The sequence below is a fragment of the Bacillus sp. NS1 genome, from assembly GCF_058248265.1.
This window is the reverse complement of record NZ_JBZAZF010000003.1, coordinates 363,386-388,383: the sequence shown is the minus strand read 5'-3', so window position 1 is coordinate 388,383 and position 24,998 is coordinate 363,386. Positions and strand designations below refer to the sequence as shown.

The window sequence follows — 24,998 nt, the reverse complement described above, 5'->3', positions numbered from 1 at the left end:
AAAGGGGGAATACGAATGGCCACTCCTATTACGACGATCAAAAAAGAAACAAAAACAGCAGAGCAAATGAAGCTTGAAAAAATTGAAGAGCTGAAAGAGCTGCTGGCGGAAAATGAGGATGCTGTCTCTAAAACGATGACGTTAATGAATGAACTCAATGATCTTGGGATATTTGACGCGGCAACAAGCATGCTGAGAGCGAAGGAAGACATTGCCAAAATAGCGCTTGGCCAGGTTTCGCGTGAGCCTGTCACCAATCTCATCAACACGATGATGGCTGCCGGAGGCGCATTGACAAAAGCAGATCCGCAGTTTACTGGAAAGCTCATAGAAAGCGTGATGGCAGGAACTGAACAGGCGCAAAGCTTTTTAAAAGAAGACAAGAAAGTCGGAATTCTTGACCTTTTAAAAGCAATGAACGATCCTGATATCAACAGAGCCGTCGGCTTCGGCCTTCAGTTTTTAAAAGGCATGGGAAAAGAACTGCAAGAAAAATAACAAAAAAACAGCCATCGCTGAGTTGATGGCTGTTTTTTATTTGTCGGCTTCTTCCAAACGCTTCTTGTAAACCAATGAACGATCAGCGCAAAAGAAAGCACCTGCTAAAAATACGCAATCCGCTAAAAACATCATCGATTTCTGGCCTAACGTTAAGCCCTGATCGGGAAGAACTGCGCCTATATATATAAAAGTGCTGACTGCAAGCAATGTAAAAGCAAAATGCTTGTAGTCTTCTTTTAAAGATTTCATTCTATTTTTATTCAAAAGAATCACCTGCCAGATTCATAGTATACGACTATTATAATATAATCTGGCAGCTTACAGAGAAAGTAATTCTATCCATTTGTTATATATTTTCAAGCGCCTGCTTGATATCTCCCAGCAAATCTTCCGCATCTTCAATTCCTACAGAAATTCTGATCAATCCGTCCGTAATGCCTAGTTCAAGCCGGCGCTCTCTCGGAATAGAGGCATGTGTCATTCTTGCAGGAACAGAAATTAAGCTTTCTACCGCGCCCAGGCTTTCAGCAATGGTAAACAGTTTCAGATTCCCTAAAAACGCATCAACCCGCTCTTCACTCCCGATATCAAAGGAGATCATGCCGCCGAAGCCAGACCCTTGTGTTTTTGCGAGCTCATGTCCGGGGTGATTTGAAGAACCAGGATAATATAACGTTTGGACACCAGGATGATTCTCAAGAAAATTTGCGATCTTCCGCGCATTTTGATCGATCGCTTCCATTCTGAGTCCCAATGTTTTAATTCCTCTCATTAACAGCCAGGAATCTTGAGGGCCAAGGACGCCGCCTGTGGAGTTTTGCACAAAATGCAGCTCTTCTCCAAGCTCTTTCGAAGCTGTCACAACTAAACCCCCGACGACGTCACTGTGTCCGCCAAGATATTTTGTCGCACTGTGAAGCACGATATTAGCTCCTAAAGTAAGCGGCTGCTGGAAATAAGGAGTGTTAAAGGTATTGTCTACGATAAGCAGAACACCTGCTTTTTTTGCAATATCAGCCATGAGCGACAAATCGGTGATTTTGAGCAGCGGGTTTGTCGGTGTCTCAATATATATAGCTTTTGTGTTAGGACGAATCGCTTTTTCAACTTCTTTTCTGCTGCTTGTATCGACAAATGTTGATTCAATGCCAAGACGATTAAGTACCTTTGTCATCACGCGGTATGTTCCGCCGTACACATCATCAGTCAACACGACATGATCTCCGCTGTTAAACAGCATCATAACCGCTGTAATAGCAGCCATTCCAGAACTGAACGCATAGCCTGCTTCCCCGCCTTCCAGTTCTGTCACAAGTGCTTCGAGAGCGGTTCTAGTCGGATTGGCCGTTCTTGAATACTCATAGCCGGTATGCTGCCCTGCTTTCGGCTGCTTGTACGTGCTAACTTGATAAATAGGCACGGACACTGCTCCTGTTTTCTCATCACCTGTGATTCCGCCATGAATCATCAATGTTTTTTTCTTCATATTAGATGCCTCCTTCGTATATTTGTTTGCTGATATATCGATCACTGCTGTCAGGAAATACGGTGACAATGTTTGTTCCTGCGGATGCTTTTTTCGCTTCCTCCAATGCTGCATAAAGCGCTGCACCTGAAGAGCTTCCGATCAGCAGACCTTCTTTTTCTGCCGCTTCTTTCACAAGTCTAAACGCATTCTCATCTGTTACGGTGTAGATCTCATCAAAATGGCTCTCATTCATATAATCGGGGATGAACTCCATGCCGATGCCTTCTGTTCTATGAGCATGTGGCTCTCCTCCGTTTAAAATAGAGCCCTCCGGTTCGACAATCACTGTTTTGACTGCTGGATTTTTTTCTTTTAAGAAGGAAGCAGTTCCTGCGAATGTGCCTCCTGATCCTGCCCCTGCGACGAACGTATGAATATTGCCGTTAAGCGCTTCCCATATTTCAGGTCCAAGCGTCTTATAGTAAGTCGATGGATTTACTCGGTTTTTAAATTGCAAAACACAATAAGAATTTTCAATTTCTCTCTCCAGCTGAACGGCTTTTTGAATGGCTCCCTGCATTCCGTCTTGACGCGGTGTATGAATGATTGAAGCTCCAAGCGCTTGCATAATTTGCTGTTTCTCTGTGCTGAAATGTTCAGGGACACAGAAAATCGCTTGTAACCCATATTTTCTGGCACTCAGCGCTAGGCCGATCCCAGTATTGCCTGCCGTGGCTTCTATAATCACTCCGCCGGGCTTCACCTTGCCTGACTCCAGCGCGTCACGAATCAGCATATCTCCCAGTCTGTCTTTGATGCTTCCGCCGGGATTCATCATTTCAAGCTTGGCATACACTGCGACTCCTTCAGGAACATCGAAGTTCTTCAGGCGGAGAAGCGGTGTGTTTCCAATCAGCTCGGTAATATCCGTAATAACCGTCATATATGTCCTCCTCCTTGATAGAGGTTGTTTTTAGGGAAAACGGAGGAGAACTCTTCCCCCGTTTTAATGAATTCGTTTGATCACTTTTAACACAAGCTCTGTTGAATTGACAGCCGCCTGCTCTAAAAATTGGTCAAATGATACATGTGATTCTTTTCCTGCGATATCAGATAACGCTCTGATGACGACAAACGGCGTTTTAAATTGATGGCACACTTGAGCCACTGCCGCAGCTTCCATTTCAACCGCATACAGATCAGAAAATCTCGCACGCACCTCTTCAACCCGCTTCGGATCGTTCATGAAAGAATCGCCTGTTGCGATCGTCCCTTTTGCAACCTGAATGCCGTCTAGTTCAGAAATCGCTTCTTCAGTGATGCTGATCAGCTTTTCATCTGCCGCATAAGCAGCCGGAAGACCCGGAACCTGGCCGTATTCATAGTCAAAGGCTGTTACATCTACGTCATGGTGGCGAACGTCAGTAGAAATAACGACATCTCCTACATTCAGTGTATGATGAAATCCGCCCGCTGAGCCTGTGTTAATCACATAATCAGGCTTGTAACGGTCAAGCAAAAGTGTTGTGCTGATGGCAGCATTTACTTTTCCAATTCCTGATTTTAAAAGAATCACTTCAGTTCCTTCATATTCGCCTGTGGTAAATTCACAGTGTGCGATTGTTTCTGTTTTTGCATGTTCAAGTTTGCTTCTTAGGATGGTAACTTCCTCTTCCATTGCTCCGATGACTGCTAGTTTCATCTATTCACATTCCCTTCACTTTACCGTTTGATCGCCTCCATTATCCACACGAAGTCGTTTTGCTGAGTGAATTGGACTGCAAAACCTTCAGCTGTAAACATCTCTTTCAACGCATCCAATGTGGGATAATGCTCCGTCTCTAAATCATTTGCCAGTTGATAGAAGCCTTGAGAACGGGCTTTATCAATAGCCCGTTGATATGCTTGCACATCTTCAAAGACGGTATCGGCAAACACTATTCTATCATGCAAGTGAAGGTATTTGCCATATTGCTTTATGGCAGCCCGCTTTTCTTCGTCAGTCAAATGATGAAAAGCATATGAACTGACAATTGTGTCAGCATGAAATGGCGGCTCGGGAAATGTCAGGAAGTCTCCGTCAACGATTTCCGCCCTGCCTGACAGCTTGTCAGAAGCCAATTTGCGCATTGCGGGAGACGGTTCAATTCCAAATACAGATTTACCCGCCTCCAGCAGCTTGGCTGTTAAATTCCCCGTCCCCGGGCCAAATTCTAACACATGCGTTCCAGATTTGCTGACGATGGCATCAAGGATATTATCGTAGCCTCTGAACGCTTCTTTATACTGAATATCAAAGCCTTGTACTGTTTGATCATAAGTTGCTGCCCAATCTTCAAAGAGAGGGATAAATTCACGTCCCATATTTGTCACACTCCATATTTTATAATTCCTATAAGCATACTATGAATTAATGATGGAACAGTTCCTATAATACCACATCTTCTGTAAAGCAGGTACTAAAACACTTTGTGTATTTTATGCCATCTATATTGCGCGTTACCCGCAAAAAAGCTTATACTTCATATGACTTGTGAAAGCTGGAGGGTCGAGACATGAATTTTCAATTAGATTTGATAAAAGACAAAGTTGAATTTTTCGAAGCGGCTTCATTGCAGGAGCTTGAAAAGAAAATCAATACACAAATTGAAAACAATAAAGCCATCATGCTCCGGGTGAAATCTGTTTCACACCAAACCGCTGTGGCAGACGGAAGAATATTGTACAGCGCGGTTGTTCATTTCGCAGCTGAAGCTTAAAACAAAAGCAGCCGGTTCTACACCGGCTGCTTTTGTTTATTTTAGTTTTTCTACTTTTGTCGGCTTCCAGCCTTTTTCATCAACCCATGTAATCGTGACTTGATATTTATCCCCTGTCGTCTTATCTAAAATCTTGCCTTTGGCATCCTGAGGGCTGCCGTTGTTTCCGAGCCAGAGCACCGTCATGTGATCTGTTGAGACACCAGTTGCATATGAAATGGCTTTTAGCATCTCAGCCCAGTCTTGTGAGCTTGAGTCATAGGTGGCGGCATGCTCGCCCGTCTGCTCAGTTCCGACTGCTTTCCAGTCAGGGTTTTCATACGTTTTTTCCACGTCGCTTGATGAGCCGCCTTCAGTAACTTTTGCATCTTTAAGCGGGTCATCTGAATCTGAGCTTGAGTCTGAATCAGAATCATCACTCTTAGAAGAATCATCTTTTTTAGAATCTGAGTCTGAGTCAGAAGACTTCTCAGAATCCTTTTCGCTGTCAGATGTATCTTTCTTGCTGTCTTTTATATCCTCGTCCGATTTCTTTTCCGTCTTTCCTGAAGCCGGAGATTCCTGTTTTTGCGCTGTTTCAGAATCCTTGCTGACATCTTTGCTAGAAGGACTGTTAATGAAGAGATTAGCTGCTACTACGACGATTAGTATGGATACGATTGCAATTAAAATGTTAAGCACTAAATTAGCTTTCCTGCGCTTATCACGGTTTTCATAACGAGATTGATTATTGCTCAATAATTCTGCACTCCTTTATCCCTCTTGGCTCAGCATATATTTTACCATGTGCTGAGAAGTTGTTCTATTTCTGATTGATTTCAATTTCGTGTACTTTTTTAACAATATCATAAAACACGGAATTTGTCAGAGCCTTATCCCCCGGCGTGTCCATGTGTAAAACGACAAGAGCGTATTTCGGCTTATCAGCAGGAAAATATCCGGCAAACCATTTTTCATAGAGCGTTTCTTTTTCTTTTGAAAGCTTGCCTGTCTGGGCTGTGCCTGACTTCCCTGCTACAGTATACGGAAGATCCTGAAACCTTCTGCCCGTTCCGGAAGGAGATTCCACCACCCGCCTCAGCATTTTTTGAAGCTGCTGTGCCGTGTATTTGTCTATCGTTTCTCCTTTGAGCTTCTGATCTTTAAACTTAACGAGTGTTGTGCCGTTTTTATATTCAATTTGTTCAGCGATTTTCACCTGCCGCTTTTCTCCGCCGCGAGCGATTGTCGCCATCATATTGGCTACCTCGAGCGGCGTTACCTTTACATTTTTCTGCCCGATCGCTGTTTGCGCAATGGCTTTTTTGACTGATTTGTCTTTTTCATCCCCCCAAATCACGCCGCTTTTTTCGTTATACAACTGGCGGAAATCTGTTTCGTGATACAGTTTTCCTTCCCAGCCTGCCCGATCAGTCAGAGCCAGCTTTCCGGACATATCTTCAATAACCGAGTTGTCTTTTTTCATTAATTGTTCTGCAAGACTCGTAAATGTGTAATTGCAGCTTTGGGCAAAACTTTCATCAAAAGACAAGGTTCCTTTGTCATCGCCCGGTTCCCCGTACAGGTTTAAATTGCAATTAAAGGTTTGGCTCGGCTTCACCGTATCATTTTCGATCGCAGCTGCGGCAATGACTGTTTTAAAAACAGAACCGGGATAGATTGGCGTCAGCATATAATTTTGAAGCGTGTTTTGCCTTGAGACATCGGCATCCGGTTTGCTTACAATGCCCAGAACACTGCTATTTTCGATGTCCAGCAGCACAGCTCCTCCTTTTTTCAGCCCCTGTTCATCCACTACCTCCTCCATCGCTTTTTGAATGCTTTGATCGATCGTTGTTTTGATCTGGAGCGGATAAAACGTATTGGCTTCAGCTGTATATTTGACGTCCATGCCAAACAAAGGGTTTCCTTTTCCGTCCACATGATATAAAAGCTTTGTGTCTTGTTCCGGAAGCAAAAACTCATCAAATGTCCTTTCTAAACCGGTCGTCCCGATTTCTGTTGTAATCGGAAGGTTCTCCTTATCAGGATATTTCTTCCGGAGAAGCGCCGGATCTTGATTCGTGCTCCCTATCGTATGTGAAGCAAGGCTGGGCTTGTCTTCATTCTCCATATATACGCCGTAAATGCCGGGATATTTCAAAGAATTGATTTTTGTGATAGATTGTTTCGAAAGTGTTTTGATTTTCTTTTGTTGCAAAATGACCGGTTTTTTCGCCTTTGCAAGTGTCTGGTGCAGTTCATCTTCAGACATGCCAAGGATGTCCGCAACTTTTTTGATCGGCCAATCCTGCGTCAGCAGAAAAGGGAACAAAACAACCGCAGGCTCGCTTTTGCCGGTCAGCGCCTGCCCGTTTCGATCTAAAAAGGAGCCTCTTCCGTCAGAAATGAGCACTTCCTCCGTCCGCTGTTTTACACTTTCTTGGATCAAATTGATTTTCTTTTTAGAAAATGATTCTGTGAAAAACAGCTGGATTTCCGCCAGTCGCAGCAGAAGCAGAAAAAACACGATCAAAAAAGCAATGACTGCCAGCTTCATTCGTTTCGATATCTTCATAAAAAAACACCTCACCCACATTGTGGACGAGGTGTTTCTTTGCTAAACGGATATTATGAAATTTTCACAATTTTCACGAGCATTTCTCCGCCCGGTGTTTGAACTGTGACTTCGTCATCTACTTTTTTGCCCAGCAGGCTTTTTGCGATCGGTGAGTCGTTTGAGATTTTTCCTTCAAACGGATCTGCTTCAGCGCTTCCGACGATTGTATATGATTCTTCGTCACCGTCAGGCAGTTCGACGAAAGTGACTGTTTTACCCAAACCGACAACGTTAGAGCCGCCGTCATCTTCAATGATTTTCGCGTTGCGGATCATATTTTCAAGAGTCGTCACACGGCCCTCTACGAATGCCTGCTCTTCTTTCGCTGAATCGTATTCAGAGTTCTCGGAAAGGTCTCCGAAACTTCTCGCAATTTTGATGCGTTCTACTACTTCTTTTCGTTTAACCGTTTTCAAATATTCTAATTCTTGTTCAAGTTTTTGTTTTCCTTCTTCAGTCATAGGAAAAACTTTCTCTTGTGCCATGTCCCTTCACTCCTTCTGGTTGTCCCTCATCATCTTCGATTATGTATGAGAGCATAAACTAAAAAATACAAGAATGAGAACACAGGGCAGTCCTCGTTCTTCTCTCCCATATAGGTACTGTTTATCTTAAACTGAATCTTGTCGTTCTGCAAATATTTCGCGTTTATAAACAGGGAAAGAAGGGAATTTGACATCCCCTTCCTGCCTATACATAATATGGTCAGAGTTATTTATGTCTATGCTATGGTATTACAAAATCGCGTTTTGTTCAAGAATGGTTTGGATTTTTGTGACCATCAGATCAATTGCGACGTGATTCTGTCCGCCTTCCGGGATAATGATATCAGCGTATCGTTTCGTCGGCTCGACAAATTGGTTATGCATCGGGCGGACGACTGACACATATTGTTCAATGACAGAATCAATAGAGCGGCCGCGCTCATTAATATCCCTCATAATCCGTCTGATGATACGCAAGTCAGCGTCTGTATCAACGTAAAGCTTGATATCCATCAGATCACGGAGTCTTTTGTCTTCAAGAACTAGAATGCCTTCAAGGATAATAACATCCTTTGGCTCTACGTGAACCGTTTCTTCTGAACGTGTGTGAAGCTTATAGTCGTAAATCGGCTTTTCAATCGGGCGGTAATTCAATAGATCTTGAATATGCTCGATTAAATAGTCATTATCAAACGCAAGCGGATGATCATAGTTTGTGTTGAGCCTTTCTTCAAATGGAAGATGGCTTTGGTCTTTATAATAAAGGTCTTGCTGGATCATTAAAATCGAGTGTCCTTTAAATTGTTCATAAATGGACCGTGTGACACTCGTTTTTCCTGAACCGGAACCTCCTGCGATTCCAATGACTACTGGATTCTTACCCATGGGTGTTACTTCCCCTTTCTCATCATGTTGCTCGGATAAATCTTTTTGTCTAGTTTGAATTTGACAATTTGCAGGGGATGGCGGGCAGCATCTAGCTCATTTCCGTCTTCGTCCCAAATGGTTTCAATCGTATGTGTAAAGTTTTCGATTTCTGGACCGAAAAATTCCACTTCGTCGCCTTTTTTGAAGAAATTGCGCTGCTGAAGTGTGACCATTTGTGTGTCTTCATCATAATTCAGCACTAAGCCGACAAAATCAAACGTCGTTTTTTTGGCATGCTCACCGAACATTTGCTCTTCATAGCCTGGCGTTCCTTCAAAGAAAGCTGTCGCAGTGTCCCGGTTGGCGCACTTATCAAGCTCTTCAAGCCATTCTTTTTGAATCACAAAGTTATCCGGATCAGCGCAATAAGCGTCAATGACTTTGCGGTATACGCTGACAACTGTTGCTACATAGTGAATTGATTTCATGCGACCTTCGATTTTTAAGCTGTCGATGCCCATTTCGATCATTTTCGGAATGGATTCAATCAGCTTCAAATCTTTCGGGCTCATCGCAAATGGTGCATCTTCTTCACCATACAAAGCAACGGCGTTGGCACCGTCTGTTTGATAAAGATCATAATCCCAGCGGCAAGACTGGCAGCAGCCTCCGCGGTTGGAATCCCGAGCTGTCATGTGATTGCTTAGGACACAGCGGCCGGAATATGCAATACACATCGCACCGTGAATAAAAGATTCGATTTCAATATCTACTTTTTCTTTCATTTCTCTGATTTCAAGAGCGCTTGTTTCACGTGCCAGCACAACGCGGTCAAGGCCTTCTTCCTTCCAGAACTGAACAGCCTTCCAGTTTGAAAGAGATTGCTGTGTGCTCAAGTGAACCTCAACGTTAGGCGCCACTCTGCGGCATGTTTCGATAATAAGCGGATCTGCCACAATGATGCCGGCAACGTTGGCGTCTCCAAGTGCTTTTAAGTATTCTTCAAGCCCGTCCATGTTTTCATTATGGGCGAAAATATTTGTCGTGACGTAGATCTTCGCGCCATATTGCTTTGCGAATTTAACGCCCTCTGCAATTTCTTCGATCGTAAAGTTATCGGCATTTGAGCGCAGCCCGTATTCCTGTCCTCCGATAAAGACCGCGTCCGCTCCGTAATGAACAGCAATTTTCAGCTTTTCAAGATTCCCCGCGGGTGCGAGAAGCTCCGGCTTTTTCGTAATTACACGCTTTCCATCGACGATTGTGGATATCTTATCATTTACGGCAGTCATAGCTTAACCTCCTTTTGATTAATAAACCGTTTCTTTGAAGAAGAATCCGGTATCGATTTTTCTGTTAACGGGCTGGATGCTTTCAATGCGTTCAATCCAGTCTTCTTTTTTCGCTTCGTATTCGTCACGGTTTTCCACACACAGATCAATCGCTTCTCTGTACATTTTGGTGACTTCTATTAGGTATTCAGACGATTTCAGGATACCGTCGATTTTGAAAGAATCAATGCCTGCATCTATCAATTCCTCAAGCTCATCAATGATGCATACATCGTTCGGGCTCATAATGTGCGTGCCGTTTTCATCTTCGAAAATCGGATATTTATTATCACGTTCTTTATCGTGCAAGAACATGCCCGATTCTTTTTTCTTTCCTTCAATGTCCATGACTTTACCTTGGTATTCAAAATAGTTTCCAATCAAAGAACGCTTCGATTGGAACATGCACGTCATTCCATGCACGTGGATTTCAACTTCGACTTCAGCGTTTTCTTTAATCTCCACAATGCTGTCCATGTTTAACTCTCTGGCAAGCACAGAACGCGCCGCGCCTTTTCGTCCCCAGTAGTTGCATGTATAGTAGTTGGTGCCGGTCGTTTCTGTGCTCCAATGAAGCTTCAGGTCAGGCGCAGATTCACGAGCAGCCATAAGCACCGCCGGATCGCCGAATACCGCTGCATCGACACCGGTTTCCGCTAAGAAAGCGAGATATTCGCCAAGCTCACCTACTTTATCGTTATGGAAAATTGCATTTACAGCAACGTATACTTTTGCCCCTTCTTTGTGAGCGATCTCTACAGCTTTTGTTACATCCTCACGAGGAAATTCTCCGGCTAATCTCAAGCCGTATCTCTGTTCCCCAACTAAAAACGCAGTTGCCCCCGCCTGTATCAGCGGCAAAATGTCCGCTGTACTCGTCGGCGTCACTAAGAGCTCTGGTTTTTTCATGACGTTCACCTCTTCTTTTTACTTATCGCAAGTCCGTCCCCGACAGGAATAATCGCAGTTTGATAATCCGGATGATTCATCAGCCAATGATTATATTCATCAATTTTTGTTATCAGCCTGCGCCTTCTTTTCGGTTCTATTTTGCTGTAATCCTCTGCAACCAGACCTTTAAACAGCACGTTGTCTGTTAAAATCACCCCGTCCGGTGAAAGCATCGGTTCATATAAATGAAAAAAGTTTTGATACTGACCTTTTGCAGCGTCAATAAAAATGACGTCGTAAGGCGCTGTTACATGAACGGCGTCAGCTAATTCAAGCGCGTCTCCGTAAAAAACATGAATCCGGTCATCAAGCTGAAATTCCTTGATATTGTTTACCGCTTCTTCATGGCGTTTCTCATTGCGTTCAATTGTATATATTTCAGCAGACGGCAGCTCCAGCGCCATTCGAATGGCGGAATAACCTATGGCCGTTCCGATTTCTAATATTTTTTTCGGCTGTTTCACAGACAAAAGTTGAAGCAGCACCTCCATGCCCGCTTTTTCCATGATCGGGACATGATGTTCTTCTGCATATGCTTCAAGCTTCTTCACATTTTCCGGCCGAGGCTTCAATAATGCTTCTATATAGTCATTTATTTGTTCATAGCGGTCAGTCACAACAAACAGCCTCCCGTTCTAAAAAGGAGTGCCCCAGTCTTTTATACAGGACACTCTCTGAATACATCATGATACATCGGTAAACAACCCGATATATTTTATCATAAAACCTTGCGGAAAGCGAATAAAAGGAGAGCTTTTTGCTCTCCTTTTATTTCTCATTTTTTGAGGAAATGTATTTTTCTTTTGCTTTATTATGCTCTTTTAGCGTTTTTGTAAATACGACTTCACCATTTGATTTGGCCAAGAAGTACAGATAGTCCGTTTGATCCGGATGCAGTGCCGCTTCCCATGACGACATGCCGGCGTTGGCAATCGGCCCTGGGGTCAGTCCTGTGTTTTTATACGTATTGTACGGTGAATCGATTTCCAGATCCTTATAAAATACCCGATCTTTATGCTTGCCTGCCGCATACAGCACGGTCGGATCCGTTTGGAGCGGCATTTTCTTCTTCAGGCGGTTATAAAAGACGCTCGCAATTTTATGGCGGTCGGCTTTTTCAGTTGCTTCTTCTTCAATTAAAGAAGCCATCGTCAGCAGCTTATGCACAGATAGTTTATTTTTCTTCATTTCTGATTTGTATGTTTCCACATAAGAATTTGTCTGTTTGAGCATTGCCGTGATAATGTCTTCAAGTGACGTGTCCGGATCGTTAAAAGGGTATGTAGCCGGGAACAAGTACCCTTCCAGCGGATGCTTAATGTTTTTATTGAAAACATCGTTTGTCACAGTGTCCGGGAATTCTTTCTTCAGCTGATTGATAAATGTTTCATCGTCCAGTTTCGCTATGATTTGTTTTTTAGAGTATTTCGTTTCATCAGCAATAGCGGCCGCGATTTGAGTCAGCTGCGCTCCCTCAGTCACCGTAATTTGAAAGGCGTAGCTTGTAGCCCCGCTTGTCAGCTTATGAATAATCTCATCCAAATCCATTCCTTTATTCAGATGGTAGAATCCCGCCTGAAACCCCGAAGCACCTTTATATTTCACATAATACTGAAATGCTTTCTCGCTTTTTATGACATCGTTTTTCTTTAATATCGATGCGATAGCCGAAACAGACGAGCCGCTTGGAATGTTAATGTTAACTGTCGTATTGCTGTCCTTTTCTACAGGTTCAAGCAATGATTTCCCATATAAAAATGCCCCGCCGATGATGAGAAGCAGCACAATAATGGAAGACAGTATGATTCTTTTTTTATTAAAAAATGATTTTTTTTGCTGATTGATATACATTAGGTCTCCTCCCATCAGCTCTTATACTACATGATTCATTGTATTTCGGCAATTTATTACAAAAAAAGGTGAAAGAGGCCTTCATAAAGCAGAAAAAAAGCCGGAGCAGTATGGCTCCGGCTTTGGTTTGGCGCGGTGTTTTATTCTTCGTCTTCGTCCGCTAAGAATGTGTTTAGTGTTTCTTCAATCATATCCCATTCCTCGTCAGTTTCGATCGGGAATAGCTCACCGTTTTCACCGTCTTCGTTTGGCGTGAAGCTTGAAGCGAGAATTTCTACTTCTTCGTCATCTTTTGTTTCGATTGGGTAGTACAGCACATAAGACTTGTCAAACTCTTCGTTTTCAAATGTAAACAGCACTTCACAAAGCTGTTCATTTCCTTGATCGTCAACAATTGTAATATTTTTTTCGCCGTGTTCCATTTCCTTCACCTCTGGCTTTAATTTAAGCTGTCGAGATATCCTTGCAAAATCATGACAGCCGCCATTTTATCAATGACTTTTTTTCGTTTTTGCCTGCTGACATCAGCGGCAATCAGCATTTTTTCAGCCGCCATTGTGGTAAGACGCTCGTCCCACAGCACAACAGGAACATTGTACGTTGTTTCAAGCACTTTCGCAAATGTTTGGCTGGCTTCACCTCTCGGGCCGACTGTTCCGTTCATGTTCTTAGGAAAGCCGAGCACGATTTTATCTATAGTATACTCCTTTATCAGTTCAGATAAACGGGATAAACCATAATCGCCTTCCGCTTCATTGATCTTTATGGTCTCAATGCCTTGAGCAGTCCAGCCCATTTCATCGCTCAGAGCAACACCGAGTGTTTTGGTTCCTAAATCGAGTCCTAATATTCTCATTCTTTATTTACGCCTCTTTATGCTGTTCTAAATAAGACTTCACCAATTCCTCGATTAATTCGTCTCTTTCAAGTTTGCGAATTAAATTACGAGCGTCACGATGCCTAGGAATATAAGCGGGATCACCTGACAGCAAGTATCCGACAATCTGATTGATTGGATTGTAGCCCTTTTCCTGAAGCGCGTCATACACTGTAATCAGCACCTCATTTACGTTAGTTTCGGCAGAATCATCGGAGAAATTAAATTTCATCGTTTTATCAAACGAGCTCACCGTTTTGCACCTCTTTCCCAAATTCGCAGGCAAAGTTCAGCCTGGGGTCCTAATCTTACCATCATTCTACACTACATGGGCAAATTATAAAACGGATTTCACCCAATCTTCTACAGAAGCCAAAGCTTCTTCTAATTTTTCCGGCTGTTTGCCGCCTGCTTGCGCCATATCCGGACGGCCTCCGCCGCCTCCGCCGCAAACTTCCGCAGCTTGTTTGACCAGCTTGCCGGCATGAAGGCCTTTCTCAATGAGATCCTTTGTTACTCCGGCAGAGATATTGACTTTATCGTTTTGTACCGCACCAAGCACAATCACCGCAGAGCCAAGCTTTGCTTTGAGTTCATCCACCATTGTGCGGAGATGGTTCATGTCTTTTGCATTTACTTTTTCCGCAAGCACACTCACACCATCAACTTCTTTTACTTTCGACAGGATCGCTCCTGCTTCCACATTACCGAGTTTCGCAAGAAGAGATTCATTTTCTCTTTGTGCTTCCTTCAGTTCAGCTTGCAGAGCCACAACCCGTTTCGGCACTTCTTTGATATTTGTTTTCAGCTCGTCAGCAGCCTGCTTTAATACTGAAATCTGGCTGTTCATTTCGACGTAAGCGCCTTGTCCCGTTACAGCTTCAATCCGTCTTGTCCCTGCTCCGATTCCAGATTCAGAAACGATTTTAAACAGTCCGATTTCTGCTGTGTTTCTGACATGGCAGCCGCCGCACAGTTCTAAACTGTAGTCTCCGACCTGAACGACCCGTACAATATCGCCGTATTTTTCGCCGAACAGAGCCATCGCGCCCATTTCTTTTGCTTCAGCGATCGGTTTCAAATCAATGCTGACCGGGATGCTCGCCCAGATCTTTTCGTTTACGATTCTTTCGATTTGTTCAAGCTCTTCTTTTGTCACTTGGCCAAAGTGCGAGAAGTCAAAACGAAGACGGTTTTCAGTCACAAGAGATCCTGCCTGATTGACATGAGTTCCTAAAACGTCTTTTAGTGCCTGGTGCAATAAATGCGTTGCCGTATGGTTTTTAATGACGCTGCTTCTCATATGGTCTTCAACTTCAGCCGTAACATGCAAGCCTTTTTGAACAGTACCGCTCTCCACAACACCTTCATGCACATGCTGGCCGTTCGGCGCTTTTTGCACATCTTTAATTCTTACCACTGCCTGTTCGCTGCGGAGATAGCCTTTATCGCCGATTTGGCCGCCGCTTTCTGCATAGAACGGTGTTTCGTCAAGAATAATTTGTACGCTTTCTCCTTCATGTGCCTCATTCATTAATTGGCCGTCCTGAAGAAGCACAATGATATTGGCATCAGCTTTTGTTTGAGAGTAGCCGACAAATGTGCTTTCATCGGTAACATCCCGTAATGCACCGCCCTGCACCTGCATGCTGCCGACATCCTGGCGGGCGTTTCTTGCCCGTTCACGCTGCTGATTCATTTCTTCTTCAAAGCCTTTATGGTCAACCGTCATGTTCTCGTCTTCTGCGTATTCTTCAGTCAGCTCAACCGGGAATCCATACGTATCGTACAGTTTAAACACGTCGGCACCTGATATAACGCTGCTGCCTTTGTCTTTTTCTTTATTGATCATTTCTGACAGGATGGCAAGCCCTTCATTAAGTGTTTCGTGGAAGCGCTCTTCCTCGGTTTTAATGACTTTTGCGATGAAATCCGCTTTCTCTTTCACCTCTGGATAGAAATCAGCCATGATCTCAGCGACAACCGGCACTAAATCGTACATGAACGGACGGTGGATGTTGATCGTTTTGGCATAACGCACAGCCCGGCGCAATAAGCGTCTTAATACATAACCGCGGCCTTCATTTGACGGAAGCGCTCCGTCACTGACAGCAAAGGCAACCGTTCTGATGTGGTCGGCAATCACTTTAAACGCAGTGTCTTTCACATTGTCTTCGCCATACGTTTCACCAGAAATAGATTCTGTAGCTTTGATGATCGGAACAAACAAATCGGTATCAAAGTTTGTCGGGACATTCTGGATGACAGATACCATTCTTTCAAGCCCCATGCCCGTATCAATGTTTTTCTTCGGAAGCGGTGTGTACGTGCCGTCAGGGTTATGATTGAACTCAGAGAACACAAGGTTCCATACTTCCAGGTAACGGTCGTTTTCTCCGCCTGGGTAAAGCTCCGGATCTTCTGGATCATTACCGTATGCTTCACCGCGGTCGTAGAAGATCTCAGTATTCGGACCACTCGGGCCTTCACCGATGTCCCAGAAGTTCCCTTCCAGACGGATAATTCTTTCTTCAGGAATACCAATTTTTTTCGCCCAGAACTCATACGCCTCTTCATCTTCAGGATGAACCGTAACAGAAAGAAGCTCTTGGTCGAAGCCGATCCACTTGTCGCTCGTTAAAAACTCCCAAGCCCATGTAATGGCTTCTTCTTTGAAATAATCGCCGATGGAAAAGTTACCGAGCATTTCAAAGAATGTGTGATGGCGCGCAGTTTTACCTACATTTTCAATATCGTTTGTTCTGATCGCTTTTTGAGCGTTTACGATTCTTGGATTTTCCGGAACGACACGTCCGTCAAAATATTTTTTCAACGTCGCCACACCGCTGTTGATCCAAAGCAATGAAGGATCCTCATGAGGCACTAATGACGCGCTTGGTTCTACAGCATGTCCTTTTTCTTTAAAGAAATCCAAAAACATTTGACGCACTTCCGCAGAAGTTAAGTGTTTCATTGTATTTCCTCCTCTATAAAAATCGAAATTCTCTTTAGTGACAGCAAAAAAGCCCTCCCCCTATGCAAACCACGCGTTTACACAGGGACGAGAGCTGTCTCGCGGTACCACCCTGATTACGGGCTTCATCATTCGCCCGTCACCTTTTACCCTGTAACGCAGGATGTGCGGCAGAGATTAACTGCACTCAGGATTAGCTTCCTCCGATCTTCTGATAAAGCTCCTTTCAGCTTACGGAGCTTCTCTCTTTAACAGGGCTTCGGCGTACTCAGATCCGTCACTCGAGATTCGTATGTATTCTACGAGAAATTATAGACAAGCTGCACGCCAATGTCAATGCTCCGTCCTCATCCGCAAAAAATGGATCATCATCACTTTTAAAACAGCCGTCGCAGGAACCGCCAGAATCATTCCGACGATTCCCGCAAGCTCTCCTCCGGCAAGCAGCGCAAGCATGATGACGACAGGATGCATTTTAAGGCTTCTGCCGACAATGAAGGGGCTGAGGATATTCCCTTCCATAAACTGCAGAATAAACACTGTAATCACCACAACAAGAATCGCTTTCACTGAGATTGTCATCGCAATTAAAAGCGCAGGAATCGCTCCGATAAACGGACCAAAATAAGGTATGACATTCGTTATCCCAGAAATAAGACCTAAGATCAACGGATACGGAAGCCCGAATATCCAGAATGTAATGCCCGCCATCACGCCGAGAATCAAACAGACCAGAAGCTGGCCGCGAATGTAATTGCCAAGGGAGTCATCCACATCCCGCAAGAAGGCGCTGCCCCGCTTTCTCCACGACTTCGGAGTCAAGTACCATACCGTCTTTTTCATCAATTCAATGTCCTTTACCATATAAAACACGAGAAAAGGAATTGTGGCTGCAATTAAGAAATAGTCCAGCACGTTGCGGATCCCGCTAATTGCACCTTCGATCGTTCCCGCGAAAAATGCCTCCGTTTGGCGGATCATTTTATCTATACGATGGTGCATGCCGTCAGGCCAGTCATCCGTATGGTTATGGACATGAAGAAGGAGCCCGTTATACGTTTCGGCAAACATAGGTATATTTTCTGATAAATCCGTCAGCTGCACAATTAAAACAGGCACCCCTTTATACAGCGCCCAGCCAATTCCGCCAAAAAAAAGAACATAAATCACCAAGATGCTCAAGGTCCTCGGCCATCCTTTGCCGTGCAGCCATTCCGAGACCGGAAGCAATAAATAAGAAATAAAAATGGAAATGATCAAGGGAATAAAGATTGTTTTTATAACGAGCCAAAAGGGGAACCATAACATATCAAGCATAAAAAAGACGTAAACTGTTAACAGGACCAGCAAACAAATTGCCACCCACAACAAAAGCTGCACCGGTTTTTGAAGCATCTGCTTTCACCTCTTCTATATCTTTTGAGGAACGGTGCGAATTATTCTTCTCCTTATAACAAAAAGGATACTCTTCAGAGAGTATCCTTTTTTGGGATTAAAACATTTTCGTTATTCTTTTTCTCATCCGCTTCATGCTTCGATTATTCAGCATGTCGGATTGAGTCGCCATTCGGTACACGAGAGCCCCGGCTCCCAATGCCAAAAGAGAAGTCATCGTCCGATTCATCCTGCGCATCTCCCTTCATGATCAAAAATTGATGCTGCGTTCATCCTCAGAAAACAAATCATCCAAGCTGCTTAACGTTCCGTCTTCTTCCACCTGATGAGTTGCAATCTTCCCTTTCGCCACTGTCAGTTCAATAAAACAGCCCCAGCAATAATATTGGTTCACGCCAATTTTCCCGATATCCTTACTTTTGCAGTTCGGGCATATAAGCATATCTCACACCTCTATCCGTTCAGAACGATCTCATCTTTCCGCACCTCGACAAGCGAATCCGCTTTTTGGATCTGGCGCTTGCTTCCCGCCAGGTCTGAAAAGAAACCGTCCGAGAGTTCATATGCTACGATTATGCCCCTGTCCAAACAAAAGTATACATCTTCCAGCATCCCCAATATATCCCCCTCTTGCGATTTCACAAGCTTCATTTTCATCTGCTCGTATGTGAAGCATGACTTCGGAAGAGGCAGAAGCTGGCCTGAACTGACCGAGGCCAATATGCGGTCATCAAGAATGCAAGAGATATCACACGCCCGTAAAAGCGCATGATGATGATGCAAAAAGCGTTTTTGTGCAAGAATAAACCCGAGACAATCTCCTTTCAGAGAAAAACAAATATCAGAAATTGTCCCGAGATAACAAGAAGTACGTTCTGAGTATACTGGGAATCCTTCTACTTCATGGCATGTTCTCAAAGTGTGATCAACCACCTTTTGTTGAACAGGCTTAGGTTTTGCTTTGCGCCTTTGACTCATACGATGAAATCACTTCCACCGCAAATGAAAAAACTCCCGCTAACACGGGAGCCTATTTACAGCTGTTCTTCTTTCATAAAATCGAATGGTGTAATGCCTTCCATGCCAATATTGGCATCGTATACGCTGAACGGGAGCTCTTTTTGCAAAGCTTCAAGCTCGGCATCCATTTCCTCAACCTGTAATGACAGCCTGTTTTTCAAGGAAGTTTGTCGAACAGTTGCGTCATTATTTTTTACGCCCCACTCCAGTGCCTCCTCTTCCCCGCATAAAATGAGAAATTTCTTAGCTCTTGTAATTGCGGTATAAAGAAGATTTCTTCTGAGCATTCTATAGTAGCCTTTCACAACAGGCAAAACCACTATCGGAAATTCACTTCCCTGCGATTTATGAATAGAGCAGCAATACGCGTGGGTAAACTGGTTAAAATCTTTTTTTGTAAACGTCATTTCATTGCCGTCAAAAGAAACAACGGCCATGTCTTCTTTTTCTGTATTTTCCTTCGCATAAAATATCGACGTAATTTCGCCAATATCTCCATTGAAAACATTGTTTTCCGGCTGATTGACAAGCTGCAAAATTTTATCTCCGGTTCTGTAGACAACATCTCCGAACTTCAATTCCCTCCGTTTTTCTTTAGGAGGATTTAAAATATCCTGCAGCATCACATTCAGTTCATTGATGCCGGCTTTTCCTCTGTACATCGGGGCGAGAACCTGAATGTCCTTTGCCGTATAGCCTTTTTTCAATGCATTGGCGACAACCTTCTCGACTACTTCTTTTATTTGCGAGCCACCGCAGCGAATAAAGGAACGGTCCTTCGTAGGGGCAGTCAAATTGTTTGGCAGCATGCCATTTTTCATCTGGTGGGCAAGCTCGACGATTGATGACCCCTCCGCCTGGCGGTAGATGTCTGTCAGTCTCACAGTCGGGATCACCTTGGATGCCAAAAGGTCTCTCAGCACTTGGCCCGGACCGACAGAAGGCAGCTGATCTTCGTCTCCGACAATGATGATTTGAATATGATCAGGAATCGCCTTGAACAAATGGTTCGCCAGCCATATGTCAAGCATGCTGGCTTCATCGATAATTAACAGCTTCCCTTCGATCGGCTGATCCTCTGTATGGGTAAAGCCTTCTGCGCCGTTCCAGCCAAGCAGCCTGTGTATTGTAACTGCCGGAAGGCCTGTTGATTCACTCATCCGTTTCGCAGCTCTTCCTGTCGGTGCGGCCAATACAACCGGAAATGCTTCATCCTTTTTATAAGCTGACGGGTCTAGTGACACACCGTGAAGCTCTCCGTACAGTTCGACAATTCCTCTGATAACCGTCGTTTTCCCTGTTCCCGGGCCTCCCGTTAAAAGAAGCATCGGTGAGGAAAGGGCTTTTTGAATCGCTTCCTTCTGGCTCGGGGCATACTGAACGTTCATCCGTTCTTCCAGTTCTCCTAAAGCGAGCAGAAATTCTGATTCAGGAAACTGGTCATCATATTCGGTTTGGCTTGCGATATGTTTCACACGCTTTGCAACGTTTTGTTCTGCGTAAAATAGCGATGGAAAATAACAGCGGCCGTCTTCTATGACAACGTCTTTATTTTCTCCAAGGGCAATAATCGCGTTAGCGGCATCCATTTCTGTGATGCGCTGTCCTTCCCTTGCTGATTGGTTCAACAATGATTGGGTGTCGATAATCAGCTGCTCCGTTTCTATGTACGTATGCCCTTCTGACAGACAAGTCGTTTCAAGCGTGTATAAAATCGCGGCTTTTATCCGCTCAGGATGATTACCCGATAGCCCCATTCTGCTGCCAAGCTCATCCGCTTTCCCAAATCCGATGCCTTCTACATCTTTCACAAGCTGATAAGGGTTTTCCTGAATCTTTTCAAGCGTCTCGGATTCATAGGCTTGGTAGATTTTCATAGACAGCTGAGGGCCAAAGCCGAACTGATTCAGGGAAATCATGATTTGCTCCAGTCCCTGATGCCGCTGCAAAGCACCGGCTAGCGTATCAGCTTTCTTTTTTGACAGTCTCGGTACATCATAAAGCACTGAGGCGTCAGCCAAAATTTTATTAATCGCGCTGTCGCCCAGCTTTTTCACAATTTCTTCAGCTGTTTTTTTGCCGATACCCTCGAACAAATCACTCGATAAATATTGAATGATGCCTTCCTTAGTCGTCGGGATCTCCTTTTTGAAATGCTCCGCCTGAAATTGGAGCCCGAATTTTGGATGGGTTACGATCTTTCCGTAAAACGTGTAGGTCTCTTCTTCTTGAAGCGCAGGGAAGTAGCCCGTCACGGATACGGCTTTATCTTCAATCGCTTCGGAGGTCTCTGTAACTTTCACTTTCAGAACCGTATATAAATTGGTCTCATTATGATAGATGACTGTGTTGACTGTCCCCTTTAAATAGGGCTCTTCCTCCAGTTTAAGCTGATCCGGATGCTGCTGCACGAGCTGTCCCTCCTCCTGTGCCTGTTATGATGGGTCGATTAGTTTTTTAGCATGAAGCGCAAGCATATGATCTGGCTGGATATCGATCGCCTTGTCCAGCATTTCCAGCGCTTTTTCTCGATTTTCTTTATAAGCATAAGCAACACCGGCATTGTAAAATGCATCAGCGTGGCCCGGTTCTTGCTCTGTTACAGCTGCAAACTGGCTGAGCGCTTCGTCCAGCATGCCCTCGTTCGCTAAGCACATCCCAAATTGAAAGCGCGCTTCCGTATCATTTTCATTCAGCTCGACCGCTCTTTGTAAATAAGGCAGTGCAAGCTTTGGCTGTTCGAGTTTGACAAGAACCGTTCCTAGCATGTAAAACAGGTCGCCGTTTTCCATCCCGGCTCGAAGCGCTTTTTCAAACATGTCTTTTGCTTCTTTGTACATTTCTTTTACAACATAGACATTTCCTGCCCCATAATAAGCAGTGGCTGCGCTATTGTCTAATTCAAGCGCTTTATCATAAAAAGCAAGCGCCCGTTCCAGCTCGTTTACGGATGAGAGCAGGTTAGCAAAATTGATATACGGAATCGCGTCTTCTTTATTTTCTTCAATCGCTTTTGTAAATGCCTCTGCCGCTTTCTCGTAATCGCCTTCCTGCATCGCCTCTATACCGAGTTGATTATAATCCACCGATCATCTTCCTTTCATTAAAAAACCCCAACTCAGTGTTGAGGTTTTTCATCTTTTATACGTACCACAATTTTGTTCCGTCTTTGTACACATCATCAATTGTTCCGCCGCCAAGGCATTCTTCACCCTCATAGAAGACAACGGCTTGTCCAGGCGTTACAGCGCGGACTTGTTCATCAAAGATGACTTCCGCTTCTCCTTCACCCGTCATGCGCACCGTTACTTTATGGTCTTCTTGGCGGTAACGGAATTTAGCCGTGCAGGCAATCTCTTCGCCCTTCATGATATCCGAACGAACCCAGCTGATATTGGTTGCTGTGATTTTGTCGGAATAAAGAAGCGGGTTATGGAACCCTTGATCCACGTAGAGAATGTTCTTTTCAAGATCTTTACCAATCGCAAACCACGGCTCGCCGCTTCCGCCGATGCCAAGGCCGTGACGCTGTCCGATCGTGTAGTACATCAACCCGTCGTGGCGTCCTTTTACTTCGCCGTCCATCGTCATCATATCGCCCGGCTGCGCAGGAAGATATTGGCTGAGAAATGTTTTGAAGTTGCGTTCACCGATAAAACAGATGCCTGTACTGTCTTTTTTCGTCGCTGTTGCAAGATCTGCTTCTTTGGCAATTTCACGCACACGGCTTTTTTGAAGCTCGCCGATCGGGAACATGACTTTGCTTAGCGTATCTTCTGTCAGTTGATTCAAGAAGTACGTTTGATCCTTGTTTTCATCAATGCCGCGCAGCATTCTGACTTTGCCGCCGCTTCTATCTACCCTTGCATAGTGGCCAGTCGCTAGATAGTCTGCGCCAAGTGACAGGGCGTGCTCTAAAAATGCCTTAAATTTAATTTCTTTGTTGCACAGCACATCCGGGTTTGGTGTTCTGCCTGCTTTATATTCATCAAGGAAGTATTGAAATACCTTCTCGTAATATTGCTTTTCAAAATTAACGGCATAGTACGGAATTCCGATTTGGTTGCAGACGCGGATCACATCTTCATAATCCTCTGTCGCCGTGCAAAAACCGTTTTCGTCCGTATCATCCCAGTTTTTCATAAAGATTCCGATTACATCATAGCCCTGTTCTTTTAACAGCAGGGCCGCCACAGATGAGTCTACTCCGCCGGACATGCCGACGACGACTCTTGTATCTTCCGGCCGTTTTTCCATTTCATTCACTCCAATAACTAAGCTGCCTTATTGTGTGAGCCGTTTTACAACGTCAGCCACATGTTTGGCAGCAGTTTTCACTTGCTCAGCCGTATTGCCAAGGCCGAAGCTGATCCGAATCGAGGACGTCAGCCGGTCACTCTCTTCTCCGAACATGGCAGTCAGAACATGTGACGGCAGGACTGAACCAGCCGTGCATGCTGACCCGCTTGAGACAGCGACTCCCGCCATGTCAAGATTCACCAGCAGCGCTTCCACTGATGCACCGGGGAAATAAAGATTCAGAACATGCGGCAGACTATGCGCATTGTCCCCGTTAATCTGGAATGCCACACCGGCATTTTCAAGCGTGTCGACAAAGATTGTTTTAAACGAATGATACTTCTCGTTTTTTTCGTCCCGTTCTTCATTTGACAGCTTGATCGCTTCTTTCAGCCCGATAATGCCGGGAACATTTTCTGTTCCGGCACGGCGTTTTCTTTCTTGCTCTCCTCCGAATAAGAGCGGGGAAAGCTTGACATCTTTACTTGCATATAAAAAGCCTGTCCCTTTTGGCCCGTTGAGCTTGTGCCCAGAAACAGACAGAAGGTCAATATGGCTGTTTTTCACATTGATTGGCAGCAACCCGAATGCCTGAACAGCATCGGTATGAAAATAAGCCTGATGTTCTTTGAGCAACTCACCGATTTCACCGATCGGCTGCACAGTTCCGACTTCATTATTTCCATACATCACTGTCACAAGGATTGTATCATCACGCAGTGCTTCTTTCACCTGTTTTGCACTGACTCTTCCATTTTGATCAACGTCCAAATACGTTACTTCAAATCCGTCTTCCTCAAGTTTTTCACATGTATGAAGCACAGCGTGATGCTCAATTTTTGTCGTGATGATATGTCTGCCCAGATCTTTTTTTGCAAGCGCGGTTCCCATGATAGCCAAGTTATCGGCTTCCGTTCCCCCGCTTGTAAAAATGATCTCCTGTTCTGCCGCTCCGATTTCTTCTGCAATCTGCGCTCTTGCTTCATCCACCCATTTTCGAGATTCTCTTCCAAATGAATGAATACTGGATGGATTACCAAAATTTCCGGAGAAATGCGGTATCATTTTTTCCAGCACCCGGTCATCCATCGGAGACGTTGCGGCATGATCTAAATAAATCCGTTCCATTATGTTTACACCTCTGATCTAAATATAGAACATATAAGCTTCTTGCTCTCCGTCTGTATAGCTGGCAAGATCCTCTAATGTGGTACTGTCTAAAACCTCTTTCACAGCATCCCGTATGCGAATCCAGAGCTCACGCTTGGCAGGCTCCTCGTCTTCCAGCACTTCAACAGGACTAATCGGCCCCTCAAGTACACGGATAATATCTCCCGCCGTAATCGCAACCGGCTCGCTGCCTAATACATATCCGCCGTATGCACCTCTGATGCTTTTTACTAAACCGGCATTTCTGAGCGGCGATACTAGCTGCTCCAAATAATGCTCGGACAAATTATTCGTCTGTGCGATGCTTTTTAATGAAGTCGGGCCTTCACCATGCTTTTTTGCAAGCTCAATCATAATCGTGAGACCGTATCTTCCCTTAGTTGATATTTTCAACATGAACACCTCTGTTATTTCATGATTTTCCACATTTATAATGGTAATTTCTATATGA

28 protein-coding genes are annotated in these 24,998 nt (G+C 44.4%); 2 read left to right on the top strand and 26 right to left on the bottom strand.

Annotated elements, in window-relative coordinates; all coding sequences use genetic code 11:
* The first annotated feature begins 15 nt into the window (after positions 1 to 15).
* Positions 16 to 498 (top strand): helical membrane plugin domain-containing protein, encoded by a 483-nt coding sequence (locus tag AC4CV5_RS12360; RefSeq protein WP_166850267.1) that lies wholly within the window; start codon positions 16 to 18, stop codon positions 496 to 498.
* A gap of 36 nt (positions 499 to 534) precedes the next feature.
* Here the strand turns inward: AC4CV5_RS12360 and AC4CV5_RS12355 are convergent, their stop codons facing one another.
* The 5 genes from AC4CV5_RS12355 to AC4CV5_RS12335 all read right to left on the bottom strand — a co-directional run bounded on the left by AC4CV5_RS12355 (position 535) and on the right by AC4CV5_RS12335 (position 4,333).
* On the bottom strand, positions 535 to 765 hold the full coding sequence (locus tag AC4CV5_RS12355) for a YrhC family protein (protein WP_166850264.1): 231 nt from the start codon (positions 763 to 765) through the stop codon (positions 535 to 537).
* A gap of 82 nt (positions 766 to 847) precedes the next feature.
* The gene (locus AC4CV5_RS12350) at positions 848 to 1,987 is read right to left on the bottom strand and encodes a bifunctional cystathionine gamma-lyase/homocysteine desulfhydrase (RefSeq protein WP_490922902.1); all 1,140 of its coding nucleotides are present in this window, start codon (positions 1,985 to 1,987) and stop codon (positions 848 to 850) included.
* 1 nt (position 1,988) lies between these two features.
* Positions 1,989 to 2,912 (bottom strand): O-acetylserine dependent cystathionine beta-synthase, encoded by a 924-nt coding sequence (locus tag AC4CV5_RS12345; protein ID WP_490922900.1) that lies wholly within the window; start codon positions 2,910 to 2,912, stop codon positions 1,989 to 1,991.
* Between the two features lie 63 nt (positions 2,913 to 2,975).
* Positions 2,976 to 3,671: a 5'-methylthioadenosine/S-adenosylhomocysteine nucleosidase gene (gene mtnN / locus AC4CV5_RS12340; RefSeq protein WP_019259023.1), complete on the bottom strand. Its 696-nt coding sequence runs from the start codon at positions 3,669 to 3,671 to the stop codon at positions 2,976 to 2,978.
* Between the two features lie 20 nt (positions 3,672 to 3,691).
* Entirely contained in the window at positions 3,692 to 4,333 is a 642-nt protein-coding gene (locus tag AC4CV5_RS12335; RefSeq protein WP_326221373.1) for a class I SAM-dependent DNA methyltransferase, read from the bottom strand.
* 191 nt (positions 4,334 to 4,524) lie between these two features.
* On the opposite strand from AC4CV5_RS12335, the gene AC4CV5_RS12330 reads away from it, so the two are divergent.
* Positions 4,525 to 4,728, top strand: coding sequence for a YrzA family protein (locus AC4CV5_RS12330; protein ID WP_003225924.1), 204 nt, complete (start codon positions 4,525 to 4,527; stop codon positions 4,726 to 4,728).
* 36 nt (positions 4,729 to 4,764) lie between these two features.
* Here AC4CV5_RS12330 and AC4CV5_RS12325 read toward each other — a convergent pair whose 3' ends face one another.
* From AC4CV5_RS12325 to cymR, 21 genes are all read right to left on the bottom strand, one after another.
* On the bottom strand, positions 4,765 to 5,466 hold the full coding sequence (locus AC4CV5_RS12325) for a YrrS family protein (protein ID WP_490922897.1): 702 nt from the start codon (positions 5,464 to 5,466) through the stop codon (positions 4,765 to 4,767).
* Positions 5,467 to 5,530: 64 nt separating this feature from the next.
* Positions 5,531 to 7,285, bottom strand: a complete 1,755-nt coding sequence (locus AC4CV5_RS12320) for a peptidoglycan D,D-transpeptidase FtsI family protein (RefSeq protein WP_490922895.1) — start codon at positions 7,283 to 7,285, stop codon at positions 5,531 to 5,533.
* Positions 7,286 to 7,338: 53 nt separating this feature from the next.
* Positions 7,339 to 7,812: a transcription elongation factor GreA gene (greA, locus tag AC4CV5_RS12315; protein ID WP_166850244.1), complete on the bottom strand. Its 474-nt coding sequence runs from the start codon at positions 7,810 to 7,812 to the stop codon at positions 7,339 to 7,341.
* A gap of 249 nt (positions 7,813 to 8,061) precedes the next feature.
* Positions 8,062 to 8,697 (bottom strand): uridine kinase, encoded by a 636-nt coding sequence (udk, locus tag AC4CV5_RS12310; protein WP_003225916.1) that lies wholly within the window; start codon positions 8,695 to 8,697, stop codon positions 8,062 to 8,064.
* Between the two features lie 5 nt (positions 8,698 to 8,702).
* On the bottom strand, positions 8,703 to 9,971 hold the full coding sequence (locus tag AC4CV5_RS12305; RefSeq protein WP_166850241.1) for a peptidase U32 family protein: 1,269 nt from the start codon (positions 9,969 to 9,971) through the stop codon (positions 8,703 to 8,705).
* Between the two features lie 18 nt (positions 9,972 to 9,989).
* Positions 9,990 to 10,919 (bottom strand): peptidase U32 family protein, encoded by a 930-nt coding sequence (locus AC4CV5_RS12300; protein WP_166850238.1) that lies wholly within the window; start codon positions 10,917 to 10,919, stop codon positions 9,990 to 9,992.
* Positions 10,920 to 10,924: 5 nt separating this feature from the next.
* Positions 10,925 to 11,578: an O-methyltransferase gene (locus AC4CV5_RS12295; protein ID WP_166850235.1), complete on the bottom strand. Its 654-nt coding sequence runs from the start codon at positions 11,576 to 11,578 to the stop codon at positions 10,925 to 10,927.
* A 151-nt stretch (positions 11,579 to 11,729) separates the two neighbouring features.
* Positions 11,730 to 12,812, bottom strand: a complete 1,083-nt coding sequence (gene mltG / locus AC4CV5_RS12290) for an endolytic transglycosylase MltG (RefSeq protein ID WP_326221364.1) — start codon at positions 12,810 to 12,812, stop codon at positions 11,730 to 11,732.
* 140 nt (positions 12,813 to 12,952) lie between these two features.
* Entirely contained in the window at positions 12,953 to 13,234 is a 282-nt protein-coding gene (locus tag AC4CV5_RS12285; protein WP_003237470.1) for a DUF1292 domain-containing protein, read from the bottom strand.
* 17 nt (positions 13,235 to 13,251) lie between these two features.
* Positions 13,252 to 13,668 carry a Holliday junction resolvase RuvX gene (ruvX, locus tag AC4CV5_RS12280; protein WP_003225905.1) on the bottom strand — a complete coding sequence of 139 codons (417 nt, stop codon included), beginning with the start codon at positions 13,666 to 13,668 and terminating at the stop codon, positions 13,252 to 13,254.
* Between the two features lie 7 nt (positions 13,669 to 13,675).
* Entirely contained in the window at positions 13,676 to 13,942 is a 267-nt protein-coding gene (locus tag AC4CV5_RS12275) for an IreB family regulatory phosphoprotein (protein WP_003225903.1), read from the bottom strand.
* Positions 13,943 to 14,026: 84 nt separating this feature from the next.
* Entirely contained in the window at positions 14,027 to 16,663 is a 2,637-nt protein-coding gene (gene alaS / locus AC4CV5_RS12270; protein WP_490922892.1) for an alanine--tRNA ligase, read from the bottom strand.
* Positions 16,664 to 16,996: 333 nt separating this feature from the next.
* Positions 16,997 to 18,058 (bottom strand): AI-2E family transporter, encoded by a 1,062-nt coding sequence (locus AC4CV5_RS12265; protein ID WP_490922891.1) that lies wholly within the window; start codon positions 18,056 to 18,058, stop codon positions 16,997 to 16,999.
* Between the two features lie 97 nt (positions 18,059 to 18,155).
* Positions 18,156 to 18,287 (bottom strand): YrzQ family protein, encoded by a 132-nt coding sequence (locus AC4CV5_RS12260; RefSeq protein WP_019715211.1) that lies wholly within the window; start codon positions 18,285 to 18,287, stop codon positions 18,156 to 18,158.
* Positions 18,288 to 18,308: 21 nt separating this feature from the next.
* Positions 18,309 to 18,500 carry a YrzR-like zinc ribbon domain gene (locus tag AC4CV5_RS12255; protein WP_003225893.1) on the bottom strand — a complete coding sequence of 64 codons (192 nt, stop codon included), beginning with the start codon at positions 18,498 to 18,500 and terminating at the stop codon, positions 18,309 to 18,311.
* Positions 18,501 to 18,511: 11 nt separating this feature from the next.
* Positions 18,512 to 19,036, bottom strand: a complete 525-nt coding sequence (locus tag AC4CV5_RS12250; RefSeq protein WP_166850221.1) for a PRC-barrel domain-containing protein — start codon at positions 19,034 to 19,036, stop codon at positions 18,512 to 18,514.
* 56 nt (positions 19,037 to 19,092) lie between these two features.
* Positions 19,093 to 21,489 carry an SF1B family DNA helicase RecD2 gene (gene recD2 / locus AC4CV5_RS12245; protein WP_222143250.1) on the bottom strand — a complete coding sequence of 799 codons (2,397 nt, stop codon included), beginning with the start codon at positions 21,487 to 21,489 and terminating at the stop codon, positions 19,093 to 19,095.
* Positions 21,490 to 21,513: 24 nt separating this feature from the next.
* Positions 21,514 to 22,134 (bottom strand): tetratricopeptide repeat protein, encoded by a 621-nt coding sequence (locus AC4CV5_RS12240; RefSeq protein WP_217501620.1) that lies wholly within the window; start codon positions 22,132 to 22,134, stop codon positions 21,514 to 21,516.
* An 85-nt stretch (positions 22,135 to 22,219) separates the two neighbouring features.
* Entirely contained in the window at positions 22,220 to 23,335 is a 1,116-nt protein-coding gene (mnmA, locus tag AC4CV5_RS12235; protein ID WP_490922889.1) for a tRNA 2-thiouridine(34) synthase MnmA, read from the bottom strand.
* A 27-nt stretch (positions 23,336 to 23,362) separates the two neighbouring features.
* Entirely contained in the window at positions 23,363 to 24,505 is a 1,143-nt protein-coding gene (locus AC4CV5_RS12230) for a cysteine desulfurase family protein (protein WP_490922888.1), read from the bottom strand.
* Between the two features lie 18 nt (positions 24,506 to 24,523).
* On the bottom strand, positions 24,524 to 24,940 hold the full coding sequence (gene cymR, locus AC4CV5_RS12225; protein WP_166854618.1) for a cysteine metabolism transcriptional regulator CymR: 417 nt from the start codon (positions 24,938 to 24,940) through the stop codon (positions 24,524 to 24,526).
* Positions 24,941 to 24,998 lie beyond the last annotated feature (58 nt).

Bases quoted from the DNA above. Each gene is read 5' to 3' on its own strand.
- AC4CV5_RS12300 (WP_166850238.1), bottom strand. From the start codon at position 10,919: ATGAAAAAACCAGAGCTCTTAGTGACGCCGACGAGTACAGCGGACATT.
- AC4CV5_RS12265 (WP_490922891.1), bottom strand. From the start codon at position 18,058: ATGCTTCAAAAACCGGTGCAGCTTTTGTTGTGGGTGGCAATTTGTTTG.
- AC4CV5_RS12350 (WP_490922902.1), bottom strand. From the start codon at position 1,987: ATGAAGAAAAAAACATTGATGATTCATGGCGGAATCACAGGTGATGAG.
- mtnN (WP_019259023.1), bottom strand. From the start codon at position 3,671: ATGAAACTAGCAGTCATCGGAGCAATGGAAGAGGAAGTTACCATCCTA.
- AC4CV5_RS12230 (WP_490922888.1), bottom strand. From the start codon at position 24,505: ATGGAACGGATTTATTTAGATCATGCCGCAACGTCTCCGATGGATGAC.
- AC4CV5_RS12320 (WP_490922895.1), bottom strand. From the start codon at position 7,285: ATGAAGATATCGAAACGAATGAAGCTGGCAGTCATTGCTTTTTTGATC.
- AC4CV5_RS12240 (WP_217501620.1), bottom strand. From the start codon at position 22,134: ATGCAGGAAGGCGATTACGAGAAAGCGGCAGAGGCATTTACAAAAGCG.
- AC4CV5_RS12360 (WP_166850267.1), top strand. From the start codon at position 16: ATGGCCACTCCTATTACGACGATCAAAAAAGAAACAAAAACAGCAGAG.
- mnmA (WP_490922889.1), bottom strand. From the start codon at position 23,335: ATGGAAAAACGGCCGGAAGATACAAGAGTCGTCGTCGGCATGTCCGGC.
- alaS (WP_490922892.1), bottom strand. From the start codon at position 16,663: ATGAAACACTTAACTTCTGCGGAAGTGCGTCAAATGTTTTTGGATTTC.
- AC4CV5_RS12285 (WP_003237470.1), bottom strand. From the start codon at position 13,234: ATGGAACACGGCGAAAAAAATATTACAATTGTTGACGATCAAGGAAAT.
- AC4CV5_RS12345 (WP_490922900.1), bottom strand. From the start codon at position 2,912: ATGACGGTTATTACGGATATTACCGAGCTGATTGGAAACACACCGCTT.
- AC4CV5_RS12260 (WP_019715211.1), bottom strand. From the start codon at position 18,287: ATGAATCGGACGATGACTTCTCTTTTGGCATTGGGAGCCGGGGCTCTC.
- udk (WP_003225916.1), bottom strand. From the start codon at position 8,697: ATGGGTAAGAATCCAGTAGTCATTGGAATCGCAGGAGGTTCCGGTTCA.
- AC4CV5_RS12305 (WP_166850241.1), bottom strand. From the start codon at position 9,971: ATGACTGCCGTAAATGATAAGATATCCACAATCGTCGATGGAAAGCGT.
- AC4CV5_RS12250 (WP_166850221.1), bottom strand. From the start codon at position 19,036: ATGAGTCAAAGGCGCAAAGCAAAACCTAAGCCTGTTCAACAAAAGGTG.
- greA (WP_166850244.1), bottom strand. From the start codon at position 7,812: ATGGCACAAGAGAAAGTTTTTCCTATGACTGAAGAAGGAAAACAAAAA.
- AC4CV5_RS12335 (WP_326221373.1), bottom strand. From the start codon at position 4,333: ATGGGACGTGAATTTATCCCTCTCTTTGAAGATTGGGCAGCAACTTAT.
- AC4CV5_RS12330 (WP_003225924.1), top strand. From the start codon at position 4,525: ATGAATTTTCAATTAGATTTGATAAAAGACAAAGTTGAATTTTTCGAA.
- mltG (WP_326221364.1), bottom strand. From the start codon at position 12,812: ATGTATATCAATCAGCAAAAAAAATCATTTTTTAATAAAAAAAGAATC.
- ruvX (WP_003225905.1), bottom strand. From the start codon at position 13,668: ATGAGAATATTAGGACTCGATTTAGGAACCAAAACACTCGGTGTTGCT.
- AC4CV5_RS12255 (WP_003225893.1), bottom strand. From the start codon at position 18,500: ATGCTTATATGCCCGAACTGCAAAAGTAAGGATATCGGGAAAATTGGC.